This is a genomic window from Pseudomonas sp. LTR0 (genome assembly GCF_036630035.1).
Classification (GTDB): Bacteria; Pseudomonadota; Gammaproteobacteria; order Pseudomonadales; family Pseudomonadaceae; genus Aquipseudomonas; species Aquipseudomonas putida_Y.
In genome coordinates, this window is sequence record NZ_CP123734.1 from 1,302,496 (window position 1) to 1,327,521 (window position 25,026).

Below are 25,026 nucleotides of genomic sequence, written 5' to 3' on the forward strand. Positions count from 1 at the left end.
GCCTGATACCACGCGGTTTTTTTGAAAAAAAGGTTTGCGTTTTAAAAGAACGCTGGTATGATGCGCGGCATTGGAGAGATGCCGGAGTGGTCGAACGGGACGGATTCGAAATCCGTTGTACTGGCAACAGTACCTAGGGTTCAAATCCCTATCTCTCCGCCATACAAGATCAAGCCCCTGGAAGCGAAAGCTTCCGGGGGCTTTTTCGTTGCGGCTTACTTTTTCATCATCCCCAACTCAGCATCATCCAGCAGCGCCTTGGCCATTGCGCTCAGGTAATGCGAGGCCCAGATCAGTTTCTGGTCGCCGTCCATCAGTTCGGAGGCCTGCTCGCGGGCGTCCTGGCAGGGGATGCCGGGCTCGATGCGGAACAGCGGGTGGGTGTTGTTTTCGCCTTGGTAGAAGCAGGTCTTGCCGACTGTGGTGGGTTCTGGTGTGTTGTCGGTGGGCATTGTTTTGTTTCCCTGGATTTTGGGTTGCCTGGGCTGGCCTCTTCGCGGGCTCGCCCGCTCCCACAGGTACTGTGCAGTGCGTGACGGCTGTGATGACCCTGTGGGAGCGGGCGTGCCCGCGAAGAGGCCTGACCTGCTAATGCAAGGTGTGAGGCTCTGTGGGTAAATGCGGCCGCATCTGCAACTGCATCAACGCCGACTCGACCAGCCCCTGTACCGCTTCCATTTCATGAATTACGGCCTGCATCACGATCGAGCTGTGGGCGGTAGGTTCGAGTTGCACGGATTGGCGGGCCACGGACAGGGCGCAGAGCACGTACTCTGAAGACTGGACCAGGGTGTCTTGCAGGATCTGGGTGGAATCGGGGGAGTAGGGCGGATCGGGGACTGTCTTGCGCATGTAAGCTCCTTGGGTAGTGGAGCCGCCTGGCAACGCTGTCAAACGAATGGAGGCAGCTATACATGGGTTGACAGACCGGTACCCAAGGACCCGGCGCACACGAATGTGCCCCATGCACAGCTGCCATTAAGCGCTGCAACGGAAACTTGAGTAGTCGGCCTGTCAAAGCCGGTCGCTGATTTCACAACGACGAGCCGAGACTAGAGCGCGACCGAATCCGTCGCAACCGTTTGAGCGGGTTGGAAGTATGTTTGGGAAACGCCCTACAAGGAAGGGGATAATTCTGAGTGCAAGTTGTAGGACGGATTTCTACCAATACATCAGACAGGCTTCCTGCAACATTTTGTCTTGAACTGCCAATGGCACCTTAGGCTACAATGCGGCGCTCTGATACGCCACTCACGCCCAGGCCACACGCCGTAATGACTACGCGCGCTGGGCGATGAACTCTTCCTGACATGGATTCGTTGGATGCTTTGCGCCGTACTGGTCTCCCCCTGCGCCCCTCGCTGGACGGCTGAATTGTCGTCTGCGGCCAGTGCTGCGCACTTTCTGAAAACCCCGCACAACTTTGAATGCTGCCGCCAACCATTGGCTGCGGTACGCGGCTGTGCGCCCCACCGAAAATGGAGTGCTCCACTTGCACAAGAAATTCGTCGCGTCCCTTCTGGCGGTCGCCATCGCCTCTACCACGGCCTGTGCACAGCTCGGTATCAGCAAAGAGCAAGCGGGCACCGTGATCGGTGGCCTGGCCGGTGTGGCCATCGGCTCGACCATGGGCAGTGGTAACGGCAAGATCGCCGCAGCCCTGATCGCGGGTGGCATCGGTGCCTACATGGGCAACCGTATCGGCCACATGCTGGACGAGAAGGACCAGCAGGCCCTGGCGCTGCGCACCCAGGAGGTGCTGAGCCAGCAGCAGACCACCGCCAGCGCCCAGCCGGTGACCTGGAAGTCCGACCATTCGGGTGCCACCGCGCAGATCGTGCCGGGCAAGGAATACACCAAGACCAAGCAGGTCGAGGTCAAGCGCGCGCCGAAGATCCAGGCGGTGCCGTCGATGAAGCTGATCAACGAGCCGTATGTGACCACCAGCGACAACCTCAATGTGCGCGCCGCGCCCAATCAGACTGGCGAGAAGGTCGGCAGCCTGAAGAACCACACCGAATTCACCGCCGTGGGCTCCACCGGTGACTGGATCCTGGTCGGGCGCAAGGGTGTGACCGTTGGCTATGTGCACAAGAACTACGTCGAGCCCAAGGCCCAGGCCGTGGCCAAGCGCGTGACCCCGGCGGTGAACCTGGACGAGCTGGACGTTGCTGCCAGCAAGGAAACCCAAGGCTTCGACCTGGACTCGGTGCAGTCGCTGCCGACCCAGACAGTTGCCGCCGAAGCGGCCTGCCGCCCTGTCACCGTCAGCCTGAAATCGCAAAGCGGCAAGACTGAGCAAGAGCAGAACACCTTCTGCAAACAAGCCAATGGCACCTGGGAACTGATCTGAGGAAATCCATGAAAAAGCACGCGCTCGCGCTGGCAGTGATCGGCGCTTGTGGTCTGGTACCGCAGGCGTTCGCCCATGAGCTGGCCTTTTCCAAGAAAGACAACATCAAGGTCGAAGTGCCTGGGGATGCCACCAGCTGGTGCAAGCCCCAGGTCGACCTGACCATCACCCGCCCGGCCTGGGATAACCAGGAACTGCTGTCAGGCCTGCTGACCAAGCTGCCGTTCGTGTTCGCCAAGGACTGCTCGACCGCCAAGGTGAGCTGGAAGGCGGTCGATGCCAAGGGCAACCTGTACGCCAGCGGCTCGGGCAATGCCAGCAACCTGGGGCTGGTGACACTGGCGGCCGCGCCTGCCGCAGTTGCCCCTGCGCCGGTTGCAGCACCTGCGCCAGTGCCGGCACCTGTGCAGCCAGAAGCACCGGTTGCTGCTGCAGCGGCTTCAGCCCCTGCTGCTGAGCCAGCCCCGGCGGTAGTTGAAGCCGCACCCGCGAAAGCAGAAGCTACCCCGGCTCCCGCGCCTGCCCCAGCCGTAGCTGCAGAACCGGCCCCTGCGCCGGCCGCCGAAGCCCCGGCACCAGCCCCTGTTGTGCCGCCTGTCCCGGCACCTGCCACAGCAGTAGCAGCAGCCCCCACCTCGGACTTCGGCCGCTCGGTGGTCCTTGAAAACCGCAACCTGATGCAGGTAACGGACGGCGCCGGCTGCAAATGGGTGCTCAGCAAGTCGATCATCGGCGATGGCGACACCCTGTCGTTCGGCACCACCCCGGCCATGCCGTGCCCGGCCTCCGGCTTTGGCGAAGGCAGCTTCGAAAAAATCAGCTGGAAGGCCGTAGGCACCTACCGGGGTGATAACTGGAACCGCGTGTACGCGCACCCGAGCGGCCTGATCTTCATCAAGAACCTCGAGCCTGCGGTGAAGAACAAGGCTGTTTCCTACCTCACCGCGCAAGCTGACCAAGCCGCGTTCCTGGTGGGCGAAATCCCCGGCCGGCAGATGAAGGTGTACCTGACCTTCAGCCGTTCCAGCTACGGCGTACTGCGCCCGTTCGGCAGCGACCCGTACTACGTGGTGGTCACCCCGGACGAGTCGTTTGCTCTGGACGCGGCCAAGTACAAGGAAGCCGCGCTGGAAATCTTCGACCTGATCAAGACCACCTCGCCGACCACCACTGATGTGGCCACCCTGTTCATCGTCAAGGACCTGTCGGCGATCTCGAACAACATCTGGGGCAATGACGCGCAGAAGATTACCCGCAACCGCATCGGCATCAACCGTCAGGGCCTGTTCTTCGATGTGCGCGAGGGTACGAACTGGGCGGTTCAGCGTGAGCAGCGGCGGGTGCGTGAAGAGCGTCAGCGCCAACAGGAACTGGCCCGCGTGCATACCCGCGTACTGGAGCGTTACCAGCAGTTGCAGGATGGCATGAGCGACCTCAAGGGGCGTGAAACCGAGGCCCTGGCACAAATGGCCGGCATCAAGGTGCGCTTCGCTTCGCCATTGGAGCAGCAAAACCCTGCGACCTCGGCCAGCGTGACGCCGATGATGGTGCACGTTACCGGCACGCAGGGCGACTTCTACACCATCGACTTCCCGAGCAAGGGCCGTCTGGTTGCGGACGAGGAATACAGCGAAGGCTGGTACGTGACCCAGGTGGCCAACGCCACGCCGTACTACCCGCTGGACGACGGCCGCGCCGTGCCTACCTACCGTGCCTACAGCGCCGGTGAACCCGAGGCCTGCAAACAGGACCACTGTGCCGACCGCGTGTCGTTCGGCGCCGTGCTGGCCAAGGAATTCCCCAACGCCGGTATCGATTTCAGCTGGACCCCCGAGGTCTCCCAACAGTACGTGAACGACTGGAACAACGCTTCCGCCATGGTCCAGTGAGGCAAACACCATGATCAAACAGATGAACAAGAAGCAGCTGCTGATTGGCGGTGTGGCCGCAGCGGTGCTGGTGCTCGGTGGTGGCTATGCGATGGTCGCCAGCTCGGGCAAGAAGGCTGCGCTGGCCTACTACGACGACTTCAAGGAGCGCTATTTCCTTGAGGATGTGCTGTCTGAGGGGGACATTTCCTACTCGGCGTTTTCCGGCAACCTGACGGTAGCCGACCCGGAGATCCGCGTGGCGGCGGCGCAGACCAATGGCGCCCAGCAGTTCATGCGCGGCCTGTCGGGCTTGATGGAGTCCGTACAGGGTGGTTCGGCTGAAGAAGGCCTGGCGGGCTGGGCCAAGTACCAGCTCAATGTCAGCCGCAATGTGGCCGGGGTGTACCTGAAGGCTGATGCGCTGAAGCTGGCCCATGACGGAGACAGCAAGGATGGCAGCATTCATATCCAGTTGCTGGGCATGCAGATGGCCAACCCTTACGTTGCCAGCAAGGGGGCTGAAGTCGTGCTGGTGGCGGATGTCAGCGACGAAGTCCAGCCACGTGCCGAGCTGGCCGCCAATGGTCGGGCCGCCCCGTCGAACTTCACCTGGGGCGCCAACATGGCGGTGCGCCAGCCAGTAACCGGCGCGTTTCTGGTCAGCAGCACCGGTGACTTTGGTACCACGGTCGACCTGGACTTCACCATCAAGCGCTCCAGCGATGGCGAAGGCTCGATGGCGTTCGTGGTCACCCACCGCAACGACGGCTCCAAGGTGGGGGAGATCGTGCGCAAGGCCGACTTCCAGTCGCTGCCGGAGCTGGACGATGTCGAAACACAGCTCAAGAGTGCCCTGAGCGCGATGCTGATTGGCGCGTACAGCCCGTACACCGGCCAGGCGGTGTTGGCTGAAGCGGTGAGCGGCTTTGCCCGCAAGGCCAAGGTCGAGAACTACTCGGTGAGCTACAGTGGCTTCAAATCGCTGAAAGAGGCTTTCAGCGATTACCAGCAGCAAGTCCCCAAGGCAAAGTTCGCAGCCTTCTGCCAGGAGGTTGGGCTGTCGTCGTGGAGCAGTGACTTTGGCGCCAAGGCCAAGAACCACAGCGACTCGGAGTGCGCCATCGGGCAGAAGCTGGTCGAAGACGGCAGTTTCGAAGAGCAGTATACCTTCAAGGAAGGCAAGAGCCTGTTTGCAGCGTTATTCGTGAGCAAGGCGTATCAGCTGGAAACCAATTGATTGGGTAATGGCTGAGTGAGCAAGCCCCCGGGAACCCTGAGTTGCCGGGGGCTTTTTTTGCTGTCAGGTGTGCCCGGACCCTGTCGGGCTTGGGATCAGCGCATCGCCGCCAGTTTGATGCCGAATCCCACCAGGCAAGCCCCCGCCAGTCGCTCGAACATATTGGCAATTCGCGGGTTGGCGCGCATGCGCTCGGCCAGTTGATGGGTCAGCACCACGGCAATCAGCCCATACAGGAAGGTCACCACCGCCACTGTCGCCGCCATGAAACCGAACGTCACCAGCCCTTGGTGCTTCACCGGGTCGACGAACAGCGGGAAAAACGCCATGTAGAACATGATCGCCTTGGGGTTGAGCAGGGTGATCATCATGGTCTGGCGCAGGTACTGGCCGTTGTCCATGCGGCAGGTGTGTGCTGCACCACCGGGTTTGCTCAGCAGCATGCGCAGGCCCAGGTAGGCCAGGTATGCAGCCCCCGCCCACTGCACCATATGAAAGGCGGCAGGGTAGGTGGCCAGCAGGGTGGCGACGCCGGCTACCGCCAGCCACAGCAGCACCTGGTCGCCCACGATTACGCCACAGGTCGCGGCCAGGCCTGCCTTGATACCGCCCTTGCCGGTGGCGGTGATCAGGGCGAAATTGCCCGGGCCGGGGATGGCCAGAAGAATGAGGAAGGCGATGACGAATGCGCCGTAGTCGGTGACGCCAAGCATGGTGAGTTCCTGTTGGGCATTGCGAAGGCAGTGCGCTGAACTATCGTCGCCAACGGCGCGCTTTTCAACCTGTTGTTGCACAGTTGCAAAGAACCTGTGCCAAGTGCGGCTTGGATCCAATGCCTGGAGTCTGTATGATTCCGCGGCCATCAGACGATGGTCGAAGATGATTCATTTAAAGGACTGAGTAATGAAAAAGCTGTTCAAGGCCACCGTTGCCGTTGCTGTCGTTTCGGGTGTTGCCCTGCTGTCGGGTTGCACTGGCCAAGTTTACAACCAACCGAAAAACTGCACCTACGACTACCTGTTCCACCCTTCGGTTTCCATCTCCAAGATCATCGGTGGCTGCGGCCCGATCGATAAACTGCCTCAGCAGCAGTAATCTTGGCGGTACCCTGATCGCGACGCTTGCGGCGTGATCCAAGGCCCCCGGTCATGTACATGGTCGGGGGTTTTTGTTTTTTGGCGTGACATTCTGCCGCTGGGGCAACCGGTCGCCTTGACGCTCCGGCCTGCAATTTGTTTGTGCTGGCATTTCAGATACAATCGGAAAAACGATTCAGCCTTGTCGGTCAATTCGACTAAAGGCCGAGTCGTTTTCTGGTTCTCTGGCTGCTGAACAATGATCAACAACAAGCCTGCGCTGAAGAACACGCTTTACCGGGGCCAGCCACAGGCCCTCACTCTGTTCTCCTGACTGGAAATGATCAATGTTCAAGAAAGCTGGCAAGACCTTGCTGGGTCTGGCGGTCGCTGCAAGCGTCATTCAAGCGCACGCTGCAGAAACCAAAAAAGTAGACGTGCTGCTGGTCGGCGGCGGCATCATGAGCTCCACCCTGGCCGTGTGGCTGCACGAGCTGGAGCCAAGCTGGTCGATGGAAATGGTCGAGCGCCTGGATGGCGTGGCCGAAGAAAGCTCCAACGGCTGGAACAACGCCGGTACCGGCCACTCCGCGCTGGCCGAGCTGAACTACACCCCGGAAGACAAAGACGGCAACGTCAACATCTCCAAGGCCATCGAAATCAACGAAGCCTTCCAGATCTCCCGCCAGTTCTGGTCGTGGCAGGTACGCCAGGGCGTACTGAAGAACCCGCACTCGTTCATCAACACCACACCGCACATGAGCTTCGTGTGGGGCGATGACAACATCAAGTTCCTCAAGAAACGTTACGACGCACTGCAGACCAGCCCGCTGTTCCGCCCGATGCAGTACTCCGAGGACCACGCGCAGATCGCCAAGTGGGTCCCGCTGATGATGGAAGGCCGCGACCCGAACCAGAAGCTGGCCGTGACCTGGACGCCAATCGGCACCGACGTCAACTTTGGCGAGATCACCCGTCAGTTCGTCGGCCACCTGCAGACCCAGAAAGGCTTCGACCTGAAGCTGTCCAGCGAAGTGCAGGACATCACCCGCAACAAGGACGGCTCCTGGCACGTCGAATACAAGAACCTGAAGGACGGCACCGAGTCGGCCACCGACGCCAAATTCCTGTTCATCGGTGCCGGCGGCGGCGCATTGAAGCTGCTGCAGAAGTCGGGTATTCCGGAAGCCAAGGAATACGCAGGCTTCCCGGTAGGCGGTTCGTTCCTGGTGACCGAGAACCCGACCGTGGCCATGCAGCACATGGCCAAGGCCTATGGTATCGCCTCGACCGGTGCACCACCCATGTCGGTCCCGCACCTGGACACCCGTGTGCTGGATGGCAAGCGCGTGATCCTGTTTGGCCCGTTCGCCACCTTCTCGACCAAGTTCCTGAAGAATGGCTCGTACCTGGACCTGCTGAGCAGCACCACCACCCACAACGTGTGGCCGATGACCAAAGTCGGTATCGACCAGTACCCACTGGTCGAGTACCTCGCTGGCCAGCTGATGCTGTCTGACGATGACCGCTTCGAAGCCCTGCGCACCTACTTCCCGAACGCCAAGAAAGAAGAATGGCGCCTGTGGCAGGCCGGCCAGCGCGTGCAAATCATCAAACGTGATGCCGAGAAGGGCGGCGTGCTGAAGCTGGGCACTGAAGTGGTGGCGTCCGAAGACCGCACCATCGCTGGGCTGCTGGGTGCCTCGCCGGGTGCTTCGACTGCTGCGCCGATCATGCTGCACGTGCTGGAAACGGTGTTCAAGGAGAAGGTCGCTACCCCAGAGTGGCAGGCCAAGATCAAGGAAATCGTGCCGAGCTACGGCACCAAGCTGAACGATTCGGCAGCGGCCACCCAGAAAGAGTGGAACTACACCGCTGAAGTGCTGCAGCTGGGGAAACCGCCGGTGATCGACGCCAGCGTTGAATTCGGTGGCGCGGCGAGCGACCCGGTTGAGAGCAAGCCCGAGAACGACATGGCGCTGTAATCGACCATTGCTGTGAAACTAGCCACGGGGGAGACCTCGTGGCTTTTTTTTGCCAAGCACAGCGCAACCCTCAGGCTTATCGCCATCCCTGTAGGAGCGGGTTCACCCGCGAAGAGGCCTGCACAGGTATCACTGCTGGCGCAGTATGCACTCCAGCAACCCCGGGAACCGCTTATCCAGCATCTCGCTACGCAGCGAATTCATATGGGTAGTCCCGACATTGCGGGTTTGCACCAACCCTGCATCACGCAACACACGGAAGTGATGGGACATGCTCGACTTCGGCCGACCTCCGTCCAGCTCGCCACAGCTGGCCTCGGCCACGCCGGCCAGGTGGCGGACGATTTCCAGGCGCACGGGGTCGCTGAGCGCATAGAGCAGGCGTTCAAGGATAAGGTCTTCGGGGTTGGGATGTTTATAGGCTCGCATGGTTGACATGATAACGGGGGTTTCATTAATTGCCATAGTTCGATTATGATCGAACAACAGTAATCAAATGACCCCGGAGTTTCCCATGTCCGCGCTATTCGAACCCTACACCCTCAAAGACGTCACCCTGCGAAACCGCATTGCCATTCCGCCGATGTGCCAATACATGGCCGAAGACGGCATGATCAACGACTGGCACCATGTGCACCTGGCCGGGCTGGCCCGTGGTGGTGCGGGCTTGCTGGTGGTCGAGGCCACTGCTGTGGCGCCGGAAGGGCGTATCACCCCCGGTTGCGCCGGTATCTGGAGCGATGCCCACGCTCAGGCGTTCGTACCGGTGGTGCAGGCCATCAAGGCTGCCGGTTCCGTGCCGGGTATCCAGATTGCCCACGCCGGGCGCAAGGCCAGCGCCAACCGCCCGTGGGAGGGTGATGATCACATTGCCGCCGACGACACGCGCGGCTGGGAGACCATTGCCCCGTCTGCCATTGCCTTTGGCGCGCACCTGCCGAAGGTGCCACGGGAAATGACGCTGGACGATATCGCCCGGGTCAAGCAGGACTTCGTCGATGCTGCCCGCCGTGCGCGTGATGCCGGCTTCGAGTGGATCGAACTGCACTTTGCCCATGGCTACCTGGGTCAGAGCTTCTTCTCTGAGCACTCCAACAAGCGCACCGATGCCTACGGTGGCAGCTTCGACAACCGCAGCCGCTTCCTGCTGGAAACACTGGCCGCCGTGCGCGAAGTGTGGCCGGAGAACCTGCCGCTGACCGCGCGCTTTGGTGTGTTGGAATATGATGGCCGTGATGAGCAGACCCTGGAAGAGTCGATCGAACTGGCCCGTCGCTTCAAGGCCGGTGGGCTCGACCTGCTGAGCGTGAGTGTCGGCTTCACCATTCCCGACACCAACATCCCCTGGGGGCCCGCGTTCATGGGGCCTATTGCCGAGCGCGTGCGCCGCGAGGCAAAGCTGCCCGTGACGTCGGCGTGGGGCTTTGGTACGCCGCAGTTGGCGGAGGCCGCATTGCAGGCCAACCAGCTGGATCTGGTTTCGGTAGGGCGCGCGCACCTGGCCGACCCGCACTGGGCTTACTTTGCGGCCAAGGAACTGGGGGTGGAAAAAGCCTCCTGGACCTTGCCGGCACCGTATGCGCACTGGCTCGAGCGTTACCGCTGAGGTTTGGAGGGGCTGCTTTGCAGCCCTTTCTCGGGCAAGCCCGTCCCCACAGAGACACCACAGGTTTCAGATGCTGCACCCTCTCTGTGGGAGCGGGCTTGCCCGCGAAGAGGCCGGTAAAGGCTAAAACCGATCCAGTCGGTATGCAGCCATCTCAGGCCCACCAGCCTGCTCAGCCAGCCGCCCCACCCATTCCGCCGTCACCGCCGCCTGAGTCAGCCCCAGGTGCTGATGCCCAAACGCCAACAGCACCCGCCCATCGCACACCCTGTCGATCACGGGCAGCGAGTCCGGCAACGAAGGCCTGAACCCCATCCACGGCGTTGCCCCTTCGACGCTCAAGTCGTGCCGGAACAACCCCTTGCTCAACCGGTGCAATTGCCAAGCCCGTTGCATGCTCGGCGGTGCCTGCAGCCCGGCAAACTCCACAGTGCCAGCCAGGCGCAAGCCATCGGCCATGGGCGTCATGATGAACTTGCGCTCAAGCGAGGTGACCGCAAACGGCAGGCGCTGGTGCTCACCTGGCAACATCAGATGGTAGCCGCGCTCTGTATCCAGCGGCACCCGCGTGCCTGTCAGCGCGGCGGTCAGTTTCGCAGAATGGGCGCCACAGCTGACAAGCACCTGGCGGGCATTGAGCATGCCTTGGTCGCTGGCAAGGCTCACGCCGGCACTGTGCAACTGCCCACCATCGACCTGCGCCTGGACAAAGCGCACCCCGCTGGCCTTGGCCGCTTCGAACAATTCGCACACCACCCGATAAGGGTCGATGAAGTGCCCGGTGCACGGAAAGAACAGTCCGCCCAACAGTGACGGGCTGAGTTGCGGCGCCGCTTCACGCACGGTTTCGGCCGACCAGAAGTCCACCGGCACCGCCTGCTGTTGCATGCGTGTGCGCAACGCCTCCAGTGTCTGGCGTGACTCAGGCTTCTCGAACACCAGCAACGAACCATCCTCTTGAAACAATTCGCTGCGCCCGATCGAGCCCAACAGCCGGTGCCAGGCGCCCAAGCTGCCTTCGTTCAACGTGCGGATGCCAGCCACGCTGCGCTGGAACGGCGCCTGGCGCAGGTTGAGCAGCAGCCGCGTGAACCACGGCATGGCCTTGGGCAGGTATTTCCAGTCCAGGCGCAGCGGGCCCATCGGGTCGAGCAGCATGCGAGGCAGGCGCTTGAGGATCGACAGGTCGGCAATCGGAAACACTTGCTCGGTTGCCAGGTGCCCGGCATTGCCGAAAGACGCGCCGAGGCCGGGTGCCTGGCGGTCGACCAGCATTACCCGATGGCCCTGGCGGGTCAGTTGCAGGGCACAGGTGACGCCGACAATGCCGGCGCCCACCACGGCGATATCGGTTTCAGCGGTTTCGACCATGCTCAGTCTTCCCGTTTACCATCAAGCAGGCGCCGCAGCTGCAGCGGGTTGCCGTGTTTCAACGCTTGCGGCAGCAGCGCATTGGGGAAGTCCTGGTAGCAAACCGGGCGCAGGAAACGCAGGATCGCCGCCGTGCCCACCGAGGTGGTGCGGGCATCGGAAGTGGCCGGGAACGGCCCGCCGTGGACCATGGCATCGCACACCTCGACGCCGGTCGGCCAGCCATTGACCAGAATGCGCCCGGCCTTACGCTCAAGGGTGGGTAGCAGGGCGCGAGCGCTGTCGATGTCGGCCTCGTCCAGTTGCAGGGTGGCGGTCAGCTGACCTTCCAGGTGTTCCGCTACCTGGCGGACCTGCTCATCGTCGGTGCAGGCAACGACCAGCGACGCTGCACCGAACACCTCAGCCTGCAACGCCGGGTCGGCGAGAAACGCTTCGGCCTGGGTCACGAACAACTGTGCCTGGCACTGGTTGGGGCGCTGATCGGTTTGGCCACTGGCGATGGTTTGGGCACAGGGGTTGTCTGCCAGGGCTGCGATACCGGCCTGGTAGGCACTGAAAATGCCGGGGGTGAGCATGGTTTGGGCGGCGGCCTGCTGCACGTACCCGGCGGCTGCAGTGATGAACCGCTGCAATGCCGGCCCCTGCCGGGCGATTACCAGGCCAGGGTTGGTGCAGAACTGGCCGGCGCCCTGGGTCAGCGAGGCGACGAAACCTTGTGCCAGTGCTTCGGCACGGGTTTGCAGGGCGGCGTCGAACAGGAACACCGGGTTGATCGAACTCATTTCGGCATACACCGGAATAGGCTCCGGGCGCGCCTGGGCGGCCTGGCACAGCGCTATGCCACCGCTGCGCGAACCGGTGAAACCAACGGCTTTGATACGTGGGTCGCTGACCAGGGCAATGCCCACTTCGCGGCCCGAGCCATAAAGCAGCGAGAACACACCCTCCGGTAAGCCGCACTGCTTCACCGCTTGCGCCACCGCCTGGCCGACCAGCTCGCTGGTGCCGGGGTGGGCACTGTGGGCCTTGACCACCACTGGGCAGCCAGCGGCCAGTGCCGACGCGGTGTCACCACCGGCCACCGAGAAGGCCAGCGGGAAATTGCTGGCGCCAAACACGGCGACTGGCCCCAGGGCCACCTGGCGCTGGCGCAGATCAGCGCGGGGGAGTGGCTGGCGCTGAGGCAGGGCGCTGTCGACCCGCACGTCCAGCCATTCGCCGGCCCGCACTACCCGGGCAAAGGTGCGTAGCTGGGTGCAGGTACGACCACGCTCGCCCTGAATGCGCGCCTTGGGCAGGCCGGTTTCGGCCACGGCGCGGTCGATCAGGGCATCGCCGATGGCCTCGATCTGTGTGGCGATGGCTTCAAGGAACTCTGCTCGTTGTTCGAGCGATGTTTCGCGGTAGGCGTCGAATGCCGCCCAGGCCAGGGCGCAGGCCTGGGCCACGTGTTCGCCTGTGCCGCCGAGGTAGGCCGGTTCCAACGTCTGACCGGTACTTGGGTCGATGGCACGGATGGCTTCGCGGCTGCCGGTTACCGGCCTCTGGCCGATCAGCAGGTTGCCTGTGAGGGGCATGTAGCCTCCTTGGAAATCTAATGCAGATGCATGGGGGGGGATTACGACCCCTGTAGGAGCGGGTTCACCCGCGAACACCGGCGAAGCCGGTGCCATGCACCGGGTCGCCTGATTCGCGGGCACGCCCGCTCCCACAGGGAGAGCAGTGGCTGCTCAGGCGATGTTCTGCTCAGCCGACCAGCTGGCGTACCAGCTGCGGAACAGCGTGTACTGCTGTTCGGCATAGTTGCGCTGAGCGTCGGTCAGTACGTCGGTCTCGTTGAAGTGCAGGCTGTACTCGGTGTCGCCGTTGAGCACCATCAGGTGCTTGTAATACAACACCAGGTCGCAGCCTTCATCGAACGACGACAGCACCGCCAGCGCCGCTTCCAGCTCGCGCGCCAGGCGGCGGGCACGGGCGTCGCCTTTGGCCGCCTGTTTACTCAGGCTCACCAGTTGCAGCACTTCCCGCGGCAGGGCATTGCCGATGCCGGTGATGGCGCCGGTGGCGTTGCAATTGACGAAGCCATGCACCACTTGGGTGTCGACACCGACCATCAGGGTGACATCGTCATCCTTGGAGGTGATGTGTTCGGCGGCGTAGCGCAGGTCGGCGCCACCGCCGAACTCCTTGAAGCCGATCAGGTTGGGGAACTCGCTGCGCAGTTCGAAGAACAGGTCGGCGCGGGTGGCAAAGCCGTAGTAAGGGCTGTTGTAGATCACCGCCGGCAGTTTCGGCGCGGCAGCGAGGATGGCCGAGAAGTGGTGCTTCTGGGCGATCAGTGAAGCACCGCGGCTGAGCACGCGGGGGATGACCATCAGGCCGGCGGCGCCAACCTTGGCGGCGTGTGCAGCATGCGAAACCGCCTCACGGGTGTTCACCGCGCCGGTGCCGACAATGGTCGGGATACCGGCCGCCACCAGGCGCGCCACGCCTTCCTGGCGCTCGGCCTCGGTCAGCAGTGGCCAGTCACCCATCGAGCCGCAGTACACCACCGCGCTCATGCCGGCCTCGATCAGCTCGCGACCCTTGCGCACCAGGGCGTCGAAGTCCGGTTTGCGCTCGGCGGTGCAGGGGGTCATCAGGGCGGGCATGGTGCCGGTGAAGATGTTGTCATTCATTGTTGTCACTCCTGGCAATGTTCAGTCGGGAAAGGCCGGGGTCAGATGCCCCAGGCGAAAGGGTCCTGTTCGTCGATCAGCAGGGTGCTGTCGGCGGTCATGTAGGCGCGGCCGGTGATGAACGGACGAATGCGTTCGCCGTCGCGCGTGTAGCGGCCATGGAACTGGCTGCCGGTGATGCTGGCCTGCACCCAGGTCTGGCCTTCGGCAAGCTTGCCGTCGGCGGCCAGGCAGGCCAGCTTGGCGCTGGTGCCTGTGCCGCATGGGGAGCGGTCGTAGGCCTTGCCGGGGCACATCACGAAGTTGCGGCTGTCGGCGTCGAGGTCGTCGGCGAACAGCTCGATGTGGTCGATGGGGGCGCCGTTTTCGCCGGTGATGCCCTGGGCCTCCAGGGCCTTGAGCATGGCCCAGGTGTACTCGGTCAGCGCCTCGCGGTTATCCAGCGCAATGCGCTGGCCGTGTTCGGACACAAGGAAAAACCAGTTGCCGCCCCAGGCAATGTCGCCGCGCACCACGCCATGGCCGGGCACGTCCACCGCCACATGCTGGCGGTAGCGGTAGGAGGGCACGTTGGCGACGGTGATGGCGCCATCTTCATGCAAGGTGGCGCTGACCTGGCCGACCGGGGTGTCGATCTTGTGCTCACCCGGTGTGATCAGGCCCAGGTACTGCAACGAGGCGACCAGGCCGATGGTGCCGTGGCCGCACATGTTCAGGTAACCGGCGTTGTTGAAGAAGATCACTCCGCAGGTGGCGTCGGCCGACACTGGCGGGCAGTACAGCGCGCCAACCAGCACATCGTTGCCGCGTGGCTCCAGCAGGCAGGCGCGGCGCCACCGGTCGTGCAGTTCGCGCAGTTCGTCACGCTGTTCGGCCATGCTTCGGCCCCGCAGTTGCGGAAAGCCCTTCATCACCAGGCGGGTTGGTTCGCCACCCGTGTGGGAGTCGATGACGTGAATCTGTTTCATGGGCTTGTCCCTTGCTTATAAGATCAGGAAGCGACGGCGACAGGGCGGCCGTTAATGGTTTCAGCGCAGGCTTCGCTTTCGTCGTCGCCTTCCAGACGCACCAGGTGGGCAGGCACACCCGTGGCGGCGCCCCAGTAGTAGATGCCCAGTGCGCAGGCCGCCACGACCACGGTGTCGAATGGGTGGCCGATGACGCCCAGGCCGCCGAAGCTGCCCAGCCACGACAGCAGGATGGTCACCGCGTAGAACCCGATCAGCCACGCCGACGAGCGAACTTGCTGGGCCAGCGACAGGTGCTGGGTGGGTACGAAACGGCTGCACAGCAGGTACAGCACGAACATCACGATCTGCAGGGCCAGCAGCCACGACACGGTGTTCCAGCCCGACCAGTACACGATCAGTGCAGCGATGATGAACGACAGCGGACCAAGCACGGCCATGCCCTTGACCCGGAACGGGCGCGGCATGTGTGGTGCATTGCGGCGCAGGGCGGCGACGCTGACCGGGGCCACGGCGTAGCTCAGCACCAGGGCGGCGGACACCACGTTGATCAGCGCTTCCCACGATGGGAACGGCAGGGTCCAGAATACCGACAAGCCAAACGTCAGCCACAGGGCCGGGCGCGGGATGCCGGATTCTGCATCGATGCGGGTGAAGTACTTGAAGAAGGTGCCGGTCTGCGCCCAGCCATAGATCACGCGTGGGGTGGCGTTCATGTAGATGTTGCCGCAGCCGCTTGGCGAGATCACTGCGTCGGCCACCACCAGGTAGGCGAGCCAGCCCACACCCAGGGCCAGGGCGATGTCACGGTAGGGCAGTGCCAGCTCCTTGGTCACGCTGGCCCAGCCGTTGGCCAGCATTTCGGTCGGCACGCTGCCAAGGAAAGCCAGTTGCAGCAGCGCGTAGATGGCGGTGGACAGCAGTACCGACAAGATCAGTGCAATGGGGATGGTGCGTTGCGGGTTCTTCACCTCGCTGGCCACCGAAATGATCGGCGTCAGGCCCAGGTAGGCGAAGATGATGCCACCGGCGGATACCGCCATTTCCACCCCGGACAGACCGAACGGGGCAAAGCCCTGGACCTCGAAGTTTTCCGGTTTGAAGAAGGTGAACAGCACGCCGATCACCAGCAGTGGCACGATGAACTTGAACACGCTGACCAGGTTGTTGGCCTTGGCGAAGGTTTTCACGCTGCGGTAGTTGAGGAAGAAAAACAGCCCCAGCAAGGCGAACTGCACCAGCCAGCCGAGCACGGTCGGGTCGCTGGAGCCGGCCTTGGTGAGCCCGGGAAACCAGGCGGCGGCGTATTGGCGTGAGGCGACTACTTCGATGGCGATCAGGCTGGAAAAGGCGATCAGGGTGATGAAGCCCATCAGGTAGCCCAACAGCGGGCCGTGCGAGTACACCGGGTAGCGCACCACGCCACCGGCCCGGGGCAAGGCGGCGCCCAGCTCGCAGTAGACGATGCCCAGCAACAGTACGGCGAACCCGCCCAGGAACCAGGAGAGGATGCCGGCCGGGCCGGCGATGGCCGAGACATGGCTGGCGGCAAACAGCCAACCGGAGCCGAAGATGGCGCCTAGGCCGATGAAGGTGAGGTCCAGCAGTGATAACTGTTTTTTGAATTTGCCTGACATGGGTTCGCCTTTTTGTTGGTTATTGGATAGGCAGGTCTGATGTCACGAGATGCGGCTTTTTGGGCCGCGCTCTTGTAGGACTTGGGCGGCTTGCGTGGGGCATAGAGTGGACCGATCCGGGCGGCGGTTCTTGATGGTTTTCTGCACAGGGAATGACGAAATCGGCACAGTTGCAGAAAAACAGTGGTAAGGCGCAAAGCGGGGGGATAGGCTCAAAGCCATACCGGATAAGGGTTTGAGAGATGCAGTGCTAGTGCCGGCCCTTTCGCGGGTGAACCCGCTCCTACAGGTACGGCGCAGAATTCGAAATCTGTGGGGGCCCTGTAGGAGCGGGTTCACCCGCGAAGAGGCCGGCCCAGCCAGCAGAGAACCGACAGATGACCGACGCCCCCCTGGCAACCCTCTACCAGTCCCTCGACCAGCACCGCCCCGCCACCCTTGAGGCCCTGCTCGCCGGAGTATCGCTGTTGTTGCCGATGCTCGACGCCATCCCCAACGCCGCAATCTTCATCAAGGATTCTGCTGCCCGCTATGCGTTGGCCAACAACACACTGGTCCAGCGCTGTGGCCTCAAGCGCCTGCAACCGCTGCTAGGCAAGACCAGCGCCGAGGTATTTCCGGCACAGTTTGGCCCCGGCTATACCGAGCAGGATCGACGTGTTCTCAAGGAAGGCCTGGTGCTGGAGGACCAGTTGGAGCTGCACCTCTACGGCAGCCGTGAGCCCGGCTGGTGCCTGACCCACAAGCGCCCGCTGTACAACCCTGCCAGCGAAATCATCGGCCTGGTCGGCATCTCGGTCGACTTGCAGTCAGCCGCCGACAGCCACCCTGCCTATCAGCGCCTGGCGGCGGTTGACGAGCACATCCGCCGGCATTTTCATCAGCCGATCAGCATGGGCGAGCTGACCCGCATCGCTGGTATCTCCGTGGCTCAACTGGAACGCTACTGCAAGCGGGTGTTCCACCTCACGCCCCGGCAGATGATCCACAAGGCGCGCCTGGAGCATGCCCATCGCCTGCTGCATTCGGAGCTGCCGATCACTGAAGTGGCGATGCGCTGCGGCTACACCGATCACAGCGCCTTCAGCCGCCAGTTCAAGCAACTGACCGGCTTTACGCCGCGCCAGTATCGACAGGCTACCGCCGATCAGGTGGCCTGAAACAGCCCACGCGCCTCGGCAAAGCATTGCTCGGCAATCGCCGAGCGCGGCTCGCTGCGGCGCAGCAGCAGCCCGACCGGGCTAAGGATGGCGGCGTCGGCCACCGGCAGGATTCGCAGGTGCTCGCTGAGGTCTTCCAGGCCGCAGTCCAGTGGCATGATCGCGCAACATATGCCGGTGTTGATGGCCTGGATAAGCTGGAAGCTCGAGTCGCTCTCAAGCACCGCATTGGGTTCAAGACCACGGCTACGGAAGCTCAGGTCCAGAGACTGGCGGTAGTGCATGCCTTTGCTCAGCAGCCCCAGCGGAATATCGCCGAGCTCGTCCCAGCGCAACTGGTCGCTGGCGAACTGGAAGTGCCGCGTGTCGTGCAGCAGGCCCATGGTGGTGGTGCCGAGTTCGATCACTTCGAAGAAGCTGGTATTGACCTGGTCCAGGTAGCAGATACCCAGGTCGAGCTGGTTGCGGCTGAGGCCGTCGAGTACCTGTTCCGAACTCAGCGAGCTGAGCTGAAAGTGCAGTTCGGGGTATTTTTCGCGCAGGGGCAGCAGCAGGTGCATGGGGTTGAAACTGGCCAGCGGCACCGTGCCCAGGCGCAGGCTGCCGACCACCTGGCCACGACAACTGGCAGCCTCGGCCTGCAGGCCGTCGTGGGCAGCGAGCAGGGTGCGGGCCCAGGCCAGGATGCGCTCGCCGGCCTCGGTGAAACCTTCGAAGCGCTGGCCCCGCTTGACCAGCACCAGGTCCAGTTCGTCTTCCAGGTTGCGCAGGCGCATGGACAGCGTCGGCTGAGTGATATGGCACAGCGCCGCCGCCTGGCCGAAGTGGCGGGTCTGGTCGAGGGCGATGAGGAACTTGAGCTGCTTGATGTCCATGGAAGTGCCTGGCGTATGGTTATGCAGACCTTAACCCACGTCTGCGATAGATGTCATTGATCGGCCGGTACGTCATATCGATTGGACGCCTCTGGGGGTATGCCTCTAGCGTGGTGAAAATGCCCTTCAAGGAGCTTCACCGTGCGCGTCCAACTTGATGCGGTCTTCGTACCGCTGAACATCGCCGTGCTGACTGTCAGCGACACCCGTACCTACGATAGCGATACTTCCGGCGCGCTACTGGCCAACCGCTCGGTCGAGGTCGGTCACCGGCTGGTGGCGCGAGCGCTGCTCAAGGACGACCTGTACAAGATCCGCGCTCAGGTGGCCAGCTGGATTGCCGATGAACAGGTGCAGGTGGTGCTGATCACCGGCGGTACCGGCTTTACCGGGCGCGACAGCACACCCGAAGCAGTCGAGTGCCTGCTGGACAAGCGTATCGATGGGTTTGGCGAGTTGTTCCGGGCATTGTCGATTCTCGATATTGGCAGCTCGACCGTACAGAGCCGGGCATTGGCCGGGTTGTCCAACCGCACATTGGTGTGCTGCCTGCCGGGCTCGACCGGGGCCTGCCGCACCGCCTGGGAAGGGATTCTGGCAGAGCAGCTGGATGCACGGCACCGGCCATGCAACTTCGTCAAACACCTGTTGCCGATCGAGGCCTGCGCAAGCCGGGGCTGAGGGTTATCCGGTGCAAGGTACAGCACAGGTTTCGGGCCCTCTGCTGTGCCTTGTAGGAGCGGGTTTACCCGCGAAGAGGCCAGAACAGGCAACCACCCACGGTCAGCTCAACACATACCCCACCGGCAACAAGGCCGGCGGCAACTGCTGTTCCCCCAATCCGGCCAGCACATCGCGCTCCACCGTGCGCACCATGGCATCGGTCGGCAGGTCGTTCTCATCGCGCCCGAACGGGTCTTCCAGCTCGTTGCCGATCGCATCCAGCCCGAAGAACGTGTACCCCACGATGGTGGTGAACAGTGGTGCCAGCCAGCCCAGCGGCTCGGCCAGGGCAAACGGCAGCAGCAGGCAGAAAATATAGATGGTACGGTGCAGCAGCAGCGTGTAGGGGAACGGCAAGGGCGTGCCCTTGATCCGCTCGCAGGTGGCCTGCACTTCGGTCAGGCCCACCAGGCGTTGTTCCAGCAGGTTGTAGCGCCATTCGCTGATCTGTTGCTGCGCGGCCAACCGTGAACAGTGTTCGCCGATTTCACGCAGGATACCGTCGCACACATTGTGCGGGCTGATCGCATCGGCCTGGGCCAGCCACGGTCTGGCAGCTGCCCGTTCGTCCTCGTTACGCAGCCGGGCATTGAGTGCATGAGCGAAGCCACACAAGTTGCGCAGCAGTTCGTTGCGCAGTGTTTCGTCGGCGATCACCATGCTTTCGCGCACGAACGAGCGAGTTTCTATAATCAGCTTGCCCCAGGCCTTGCGCCCCTCCCACCAACGGTCGTAGCACGCGTTGTTGCGAAAGCTCATGAAGATCGACAGCGACAGGCCCAGCAAGGTGAATGGCGTGGCGCTGACCGGGTAGAAATACGCTGGGAAATGCCGCTCGACCAGCACGATCAGCGCGGCCAGCAGTGTCACCGTCAGGCAGCGCAGGGCAATGCGTTTAACGATCGACCCCTTGAGGGTGAACAGCACGCGCAGCACATCGGGGGAGGGCGGGACGATCATGGAAGTCCTGAGACGGCTGCTCAGCCGCCGGTCATGTTCATGAAGCGCAGGATCTGCACATCGCCACCGACTTCGAAGTGATGGCGATAGGGCTTGAGGTGCAGCGAGTCGCGAATGGCCTTTTCCAGGCGTTCGGGGTTGCCAGGATGGGCGCGCAGCACGTGCTTGAGGTCTACCGAGTGTTCGTTGCCCAGGCACAACAGCAGGCGGCCTTCGACGGTAAGGCGTACGCGGTTGCAGGTGGCGCAGAAGTTGTGGCTGTGCGGTGAAATGAAGCCGACCCGGGTGTTTTTGGCTTCGGCCAGGCGCCAGTAGCGGGCCGGCCCCATGGACGATTCGGTCGATTCGATCAGCGTGAACTGCTCGGCCAGGCGTTCACGAACTTCATCGCTGGAGCAGAACGATTCGTCACGTTCATGCTCGCTTATCACCCCCAGCGGCATTTCCTCGATGAAGGTGATGTCCAGCTCGCGTTCGATGGCAAAGCGCACCAGATCGACCAGTTCATGGTCGTTACGGCCTTTGAGTACCACGCAGTTGAGCTTGGTGCGTTTGAAACCGGCCTGGCGTGCGGCGTCGATGCCGGCGATTACCTGGGCAAGGTCGCCGGTGCGGGTCAGTTGCTTGAAACGGTCGGCATCCAGGCTATCCAGGCTGATGTTCAGGCGTGTCACGCCGGCGTCGAACAGCGGCTGAGCCAGGCGTCCGAGTTGCGAGCCGTTGCTGGTCAGGCACAGCTCGTGCAGGCCGGGCAGGGCGGCGATGCGCCCACACAGGTCGACGATGCCCTGGCGTACCAGTGGCTCGCCACCCGTCAGGCGGATCTTGCGGGTGCCGAGGGCGACAAAGCGCTCGGCCACCTGGAACAGTTCTTCGAGACTGAGGATTTGCTGGCGCGGCAGAAACTGCATGTCTTCGGCCATGCAGTACACGCAACGGAAGTCACAGCGGTCGGTGACCGACATCCGCAGGTAGTCGATTTTCCGGTTGAAGCCGTCGATCAGGGCCCGGCTGTTCTGTTCCACGTTCGCACTCGAATCTCGAAGGGGTTGGGGCATGACTCCAAGCTATAACCTGGGGGCAGGGGCGTCAAATTGCTTTGTCCTACTGGTTGATCGATGGCCTCTATCACTCGGCTTGGCATTTTCAGCGCCAGTGAGATCGAGCGCCGCCCGCGCGGCGCATCGCGAGCTACGCTCGCTCCTACGTTTGTTTCGGGCCAATGATGCCTGGGGATTTGCGCGCGCACGCCTTGGTGCATGGCTCGATATCGCGTCGCACAAACCAGGCGATCGTGCACGCCTTGGCGCATGGCTCGCTCTCGCGTCGTACAAACCAGGCGGTCGCGCGCGCCTGTCACAGGCGTCACTGGCCCGAAACAAACGTAGGAGCGAGCGCAGCTCGCGATGCGCCGCGCGGGCGGCGCTCGATCTCACTGGCGCTGAAGATGGCACGGCAAGCACCAGGAAGCCCATGATCGAAACCGCTTATCACGCCGTAAGATCTTTCGATTGGACGCCCCCTCCCCACGCTCCATAGGCTGGAAAAAAGCATCGAAGCGTGAGGATTCATCGCATGAGCCAGGACGAACACATCAGGGACTACAAGGGCGCCGCCGCCGGCTGGGGGGCGCTGAAAAGCGTGACCAAGAGCTGGCTGGGCAGCGAAAATGCCTTCAAGAACCTGCGGGCCATGCTCAAGACCAACCAGAACGGCGGCTTCGACTGCCCCGGCTGTGCCTGGGGCGAGTCGCCGGAAAGCGACATGGTCAAGTTCTGCGAGAACGGCGCCAAGGCGGTCAACTGGGAAGCCACCGGCCGCTCGGTCGACCCGGCTTTCTTCGCCAAATACAGCGTCAGCGCGTTGAAGGAGCAGACCGACTACTGGCTCGAATACCAGGGCCGCCTCACCCACCCGATGCGTTACGACGCCGCCACCGACCACTATGTCGAAACCACCTGGCAGGAGGCCTTCGAGCTGGTCGCCAGGCACCTGCATGCGCTTCAGTCGCCAGATGAGGCCGAGTTCTACACCTCGGGCCGGGCCAGCAACGAGGCGGCGTTCCTCTACCAACTGTTCGTGCGCGCTTACGGCACCAACAACTTCCCTGATTGCTCGAACATGTGCCACGAAGCCAGCGGCGCGGGCATGTCGGAAACCCTCGGGGTGGGCAAGGGCACCGTGGTGTTCCACGACCTGGAACTGGCCGACGCGATCTTCGTCATTGGCCAGAACCCCGGCACCAACCACCCGCGCATGCTCGAACCCCTGCGGGAAGCGGTCAAGCGTGGTGCCCAGGTAGTCTGCTTCAACCCGCTGAAAGAGCGTGGCCTCGAGCGCTTCCAGCACCCGCAGCACCCGTTCGAAATGCTCAGCAACGGCTCCGAGCCGACCTCCAGTGCCTACTTCCGCCCGGCCTTGGGTGGGGACATGGCGGCAATGCGCGGCATTGCCAAATATTTGTTGCAATGGGAGCGCGAGGCGCAGGCCAAGGGCGAGCCGGCGGTGTTCGACCATGCCTTCATCGCCGAGCACACCAGCGGCGTCGACGATTACCTGGCGACGGTGGACGCCACGTCCTGGGAGCACATCGTCAAACAGTCGGGCTTGACCCTGGCCGAGATCGAGCTGGCCGCCCGCATGTATCGCAAGGCCGAACGGGTCATCATGTGTTGGGCCATGGGCGTCACCCAGCATCGCCATTCGGTGCCGACCGTGCAGGAAATCGTCAACCTGCAGCTGCTGCGCGGCAACGTCGGCAAACCCGGCGCAGGCCTGTCGCCGGTGCGTGGCCACAGCAACGTGCAGGGTGACCGTACCATGGGCATTGATGAGAAGCCGTCGGCGGCGCTACTCGATGCCATCGAACAACGTTTCCAGTTCAGTGTGCCGCGTACCCATGGGCACAACGCGGTGTTGGCGATCAAAGCCATGGAAGAGGGACGGGCCAAGGTGTTCATCGGCTTGGGCGGCAACTTTGCCCAAGCCACCCCGGACACCGCGCGCACCCACGCGGCGCTGCAGAACTGCGCGTTGACCGTGCAGATTTCCACCAAGCTCAACCGCTCGCACCTGGTCACCGGCCGCGATGCGCTGATCCTGCCGTGCCTGGGCCGTACCGAAATCGACCTGCAGGCCGAAGGGCCGCAAGGCGTGACTGTGGAGGACACCTTCAGCATGGTGCACATCTCCCACGGCCAGTTGCGCCCACGCTCGCCGCATATGCGCTCGGAGCCCTGGATCATCGCCGGCATGGCCAAGGCTACGCTGGGTAACCAGCCGATAGACTGGGAGTTTGCGGTGGCCGACTACAGCCGTATTCGTCAGATGATCGCAGACGTTATCCCTGGTTTCGCCAGCTTCAATGAGCGCTTGCAGCAGCCGGGCGGTTTCCACCTGGGTAACACCGCCGCCGATCGCAACTTCCGAACGGCCACGGGCAAGGCCCGGTTCATGCCCCACGCGCTGCCCGAGGAGCTGGTCAATGCCAAGGTGCTGGCCCGGGGTGACAAACCCGACCTGATCCTGCAGACCCTGCGCTCGCACGACCAGTACAACACCACCCTGTATGGCCTGGACGACCGCTACCGTGGGGTGTTCGGCCTGCGTGAAGTGGTGTTCGTCAATGAGGCGGACATCCGTCGCCTGGGCTTCGAACCGGGTGAGCAGGTGGACCTTGTGTCGTTGTGGGAGGATGGCGTGGAGCGGCGGGTTTCGGGGTTCCGCCTGGTGGCGTATGACGTGCCGGAGGGGCAGGCGGCGGCGTATTACCCGGAAACCAACCCGTTGGTACCGCTGGAAAGTTATGGTGAGGGGACCTATACCCCGACCTCGAAATTCGTGGCGATCAAGGTCGTGAAAGCCAAGGCGGGGAACCGCATTGCGGCGGTGTTGGCCACGGATTGATGGGGTGCCTGTACTGGCCCCTTCGCGGGTGAACCCGCTCCTACAGGACCCCACAGCGTTTGAGGTTGAGGTGATCCTGTGGGAGCGGGTTTACCCGCGAAGAATCCAGCACCAGTCAGGCGCGATTCACCGGGTAAGCCGTGGTGTACTTCATCTGCTCCATGGCAAAACTGGAGGTGATGTTCGATAGCCCGTCGGTACGGGTAATCAGCTTTTTGTAAAACCGGTCATACGCCGCGATATCGCCCACCACCACCCGCAGCATGTAGTCCCAGTCGCCGGACATGCGGTAGCACTCCATCACTTCCTCGAACCGGGTGACGGTCGCGGCAAACTGCTCCAGCCAGGCGCTGTCGTGGCGCTGGGTCTTGAGCTGGACGAACACAGTAAGCCCCAGCCCCAGCCGTTCGGGGTCCAGCAGGGCGACACGGCCGAGTATGTAGCCGTCTTCTTCCAGGCGCTTGACCCGCTTCCAGCACGGTGTGGTGGACAGGTTGACGGCCTCGGCCAGGTCCTTCAGCGAGATCGAGGCATCACGCTGTAGCAGGGTAAGAATGTGCTGGTCGAAACTGTCCATATCGTGCGCTGGCCGTGCAGAAAAATATTTCACAGATTAC

Annotated in this window: 22 protein-coding genes and 1 tRNA gene; 10 read left to right on the forward strand and 13 right to left on the reverse strand. The window is 62.8% G+C overall.

Features of this window, described 5'->3' with window-relative positions; genetic code table 11:
• Nucleotides 1-72: 72 nt before the first annotated feature.
• Nucleotides 73-162: transfer RNA gene (locus QCL51_RS06040), tRNA-Ser, on the forward strand.
• A 53-nt stretch (nucleotides 163-215) separates the two neighbouring features.
• Here QCL51_RS06040 and QCL51_RS06045 read toward each other — a convergent pair.
• Both QCL51_RS06045 and QCL51_RS06050 read right to left on the reverse strand, forming a co-directional pair.
• On the reverse strand, nucleotides 216-452 hold the full coding sequence (locus QCL51_RS06045) for a DUF3077 domain-containing protein (protein WP_338444640.1): 237 nt from the start codon (nucleotides 450-452) through the stop codon (nucleotides 216-218).
• 136 nt (nucleotides 453-588) lie between these two features.
• Nucleotides 589-852, reverse strand: coding sequence for a hypothetical protein (locus QCL51_RS06050; protein WP_021783349.1), 264 nt, complete (start codon nucleotides 850-852; stop codon nucleotides 589-591).
• A gap of 640 nt (nucleotides 853-1,492) precedes the next feature.
• Between QCL51_RS06050 and QCL51_RS06055 the strand changes: the two genes are divergently transcribed.
• Genes QCL51_RS06055 through QCL51_RS06065 form a run of 3 tightly spaced genes read left to right on the forward strand, consistent with a single transcriptional unit; the run spans nucleotide 1,493 to nucleotide 5,461 of the window.
• Nucleotides 1,493-2,353 carry an SH3 domain-containing protein gene (locus QCL51_RS06055; protein ID WP_021783350.1) on the forward strand — a complete coding sequence of 287 codons (861 nt, stop codon included), beginning with the start codon at nucleotides 1,493-1,495 and terminating at the stop codon, nucleotides 2,351-2,353.
• Nucleotides 2,354-2,361: 8 nt separating this feature from the next.
• Entirely contained in the window at nucleotides 2,362-4,242 is a 1,881-nt protein-coding gene (locus QCL51_RS06060) for a hypothetical protein (RefSeq protein ID WP_325950504.1), read from the forward strand.
• A gap of 10 nt (nucleotides 4,243-4,252) precedes the next feature.
• A complete protein-coding gene (locus QCL51_RS06065) occupies nucleotides 4,253-5,461 on the forward strand; it encodes a hypothetical protein (protein ID WP_004575731.1) in 1,209 nt (402 codons plus the stop codon).
• A 95-nt stretch (nucleotides 5,462-5,556) separates the two neighbouring features.
• On the opposite strand, the gene QCL51_RS06070 is transcribed toward QCL51_RS06065, so the two are convergent.
• Entirely contained in the window at nucleotides 5,557-6,174 is a 618-nt protein-coding gene (locus tag QCL51_RS06070; protein ID WP_003254721.1) for a LysE family transporter, read from the reverse strand.
• A 190-nt stretch (nucleotides 6,175-6,364) separates the two neighbouring features.
• Here QCL51_RS06070 and QCL51_RS06075 point away from each other — a divergent pair, with 190 nt between their 5' ends.
• Both QCL51_RS06075 and mqo read left to right on the forward strand, forming a co-directional pair.
• On the forward strand, nucleotides 6,365-6,556 hold the full coding sequence (locus QCL51_RS06075; RefSeq protein ID WP_003254720.1) for a YhfL family protein: 192 nt from the start codon (nucleotides 6,365-6,367) through the stop codon (nucleotides 6,554-6,556).
• A gap of 328 nt (nucleotides 6,557-6,884) precedes the next feature.
• The gene (gene mqo, locus QCL51_RS06080) at nucleotides 6,885-8,522 is read left to right on the forward strand and encodes a malate dehydrogenase (quinone) (protein WP_021783353.1); all 1,638 of its coding nucleotides are present in this window, start codon (nucleotides 6,885-6,887) and stop codon (nucleotides 8,520-8,522) included.
• A gap of 129 nt (nucleotides 8,523-8,651) precedes the next feature.
• Here mqo and QCL51_RS06085 read toward each other — a convergent pair whose 3' ends face one another.
• Entirely contained in the window at nucleotides 8,652-8,987 is a 336-nt protein-coding gene (locus QCL51_RS06085) for a helix-turn-helix domain-containing protein (protein WP_021783354.1), read from the reverse strand.
• Between the two features lie 49 nt (nucleotides 8,988-9,036).
• On the opposite strand from QCL51_RS06085, the gene xenA reads away from it, so the two are divergent.
• Nucleotides 9,037-10,128 carry a xenobiotic reductase XenA gene (xenA, locus tag QCL51_RS06090; RefSeq protein WP_021783355.1) on the forward strand — a complete coding sequence of 364 codons (1,092 nt, stop codon included), beginning with the start codon at nucleotides 9,037-9,039 and terminating at the stop codon, nucleotides 10,126-10,128.
• Nucleotides 10,129-10,251: 123 nt separating this feature from the next.
• Here the strand turns inward: xenA and QCL51_RS06095 are convergent, their stop codons facing one another.
• From QCL51_RS06095 to QCL51_RS06115, 5 genes are all read right to left on the reverse strand, one after another.
• Nucleotides 10,252-11,499, reverse strand: coding sequence for an FAD-dependent oxidoreductase (locus tag QCL51_RS06095; protein ID WP_028697736.1), 1,248 nt, complete (start codon nucleotides 11,497-11,499; stop codon nucleotides 10,252-10,254).
• A 2-nt stretch (nucleotides 11,500-11,501) separates the two neighbouring features.
• Nucleotides 11,502-13,079, reverse strand: a complete 1,578-nt coding sequence (locus tag QCL51_RS06100) for an aldehyde dehydrogenase (NADP(+)) (RefSeq protein WP_028697737.1) — start codon at nucleotides 13,077-13,079, stop codon at nucleotides 11,502-11,504.
• A 153-nt stretch (nucleotides 13,080-13,232) separates the two neighbouring features.
• A complete protein-coding gene (locus tag QCL51_RS06105) occupies nucleotides 13,233-14,180 on the reverse strand; it encodes a dihydrodipicolinate synthase family protein (RefSeq protein WP_028697738.1) in 948 nt (315 codons plus the stop codon).
• Nucleotides 14,181-14,221: 41 nt separating this feature from the next.
• Nucleotides 14,222-15,148: a 4-hydroxyproline epimerase gene (locus QCL51_RS06110; RefSeq protein ID WP_021783359.1), complete on the reverse strand. Its 927-nt coding sequence runs from the start codon at nucleotides 15,146-15,148 to the stop codon at nucleotides 14,222-14,224.
• Between the two features lie 23 nt (nucleotides 15,149-15,171).
• A complete protein-coding gene (locus tag QCL51_RS06115) occupies nucleotides 15,172-16,785 on the reverse strand; it encodes an APC family permease (RefSeq protein WP_088513427.1) in 1,614 nt (537 codons plus the stop codon).
• A 377-nt stretch (nucleotides 16,786-17,162) separates the two neighbouring features.
• On the opposite strand from QCL51_RS06115, the gene QCL51_RS06120 reads away from it, so the two are divergent.
• Nucleotides 17,163-17,945: an AraC family transcriptional regulator gene (locus tag QCL51_RS06120; protein WP_021783361.1), complete on the forward strand. Its 783-nt coding sequence runs from the start codon at nucleotides 17,163-17,165 to the stop codon at nucleotides 17,943-17,945.
• On the opposite strand, the gene QCL51_RS06125 is transcribed toward QCL51_RS06120, so the two are convergent.
• Nucleotides 17,933-18,820, reverse strand: coding sequence for a LysR family transcriptional regulator (locus tag QCL51_RS06125; RefSeq protein WP_021783362.1), 888 nt, complete (start codon nucleotides 18,818-18,820; stop codon nucleotides 17,933-17,935). The two genes, QCL51_RS06120 and QCL51_RS06125, sit on opposite strands and share 13 nt — an antisense overlap.
• Before the next feature lie 141 nt (nucleotides 18,821-18,961).
• On the opposite strand from QCL51_RS06125, the gene moaB reads away from it, so the two are divergent.
• A complete protein-coding gene (gene moaB / locus QCL51_RS06130) occupies nucleotides 18,962-19,501 on the forward strand; it encodes a molybdenum cofactor biosynthesis protein B (protein ID WP_021783363.1) in 540 nt (179 codons plus the stop codon).
• Nucleotides 19,502-19,603: 102 nt separating this feature from the next.
• On the opposite strand, the gene QCL51_RS06135 is transcribed toward moaB, so the two are convergent.
• Nucleotides 19,604-20,503 (reverse strand): bestrophin family protein, encoded by a 900-nt coding sequence (locus tag QCL51_RS06135; RefSeq protein ID WP_021783364.1) that lies wholly within the window; start codon nucleotides 20,501-20,503, stop codon nucleotides 19,604-19,606.
• 20 nt (nucleotides 20,504-20,523) lie between these two features.
• Nucleotides 20,524-21,528 carry a GTP 3',8-cyclase MoaA gene (gene moaA / locus QCL51_RS06140; RefSeq protein ID WP_021783365.1) on the reverse strand — a complete coding sequence of 335 codons (1,005 nt, stop codon included), beginning with the start codon at nucleotides 21,526-21,528 and terminating at the stop codon, nucleotides 20,524-20,526.
• Between the two features lie 550 nt (nucleotides 21,529-22,078).
• Between moaA and QCL51_RS06145 the strand changes: the two genes are divergently transcribed.
• Complete coding sequence (locus QCL51_RS06145) at nucleotides 22,079-24,409, forward strand: FdhF/YdeP family oxidoreductase (protein ID WP_319298152.1); 2,331 nt, start codon at nucleotides 22,079-22,081, stop codon at nucleotides 24,407-24,409.
• Between the two features lie 115 nt (nucleotides 24,410-24,524).
• Here the strand turns inward: QCL51_RS06145 and QCL51_RS06150 are convergent, their stop codons facing one another.
• Nucleotides 24,525-24,986: an Lrp/AsnC family transcriptional regulator gene (locus QCL51_RS06150; protein ID WP_338444641.1), complete on the reverse strand. Its 462-nt coding sequence runs from the start codon at nucleotides 24,984-24,986 to the stop codon at nucleotides 24,525-24,527.
• Between the last annotated feature and the right edge of the window lie 40 nt (nucleotides 24,987-25,026).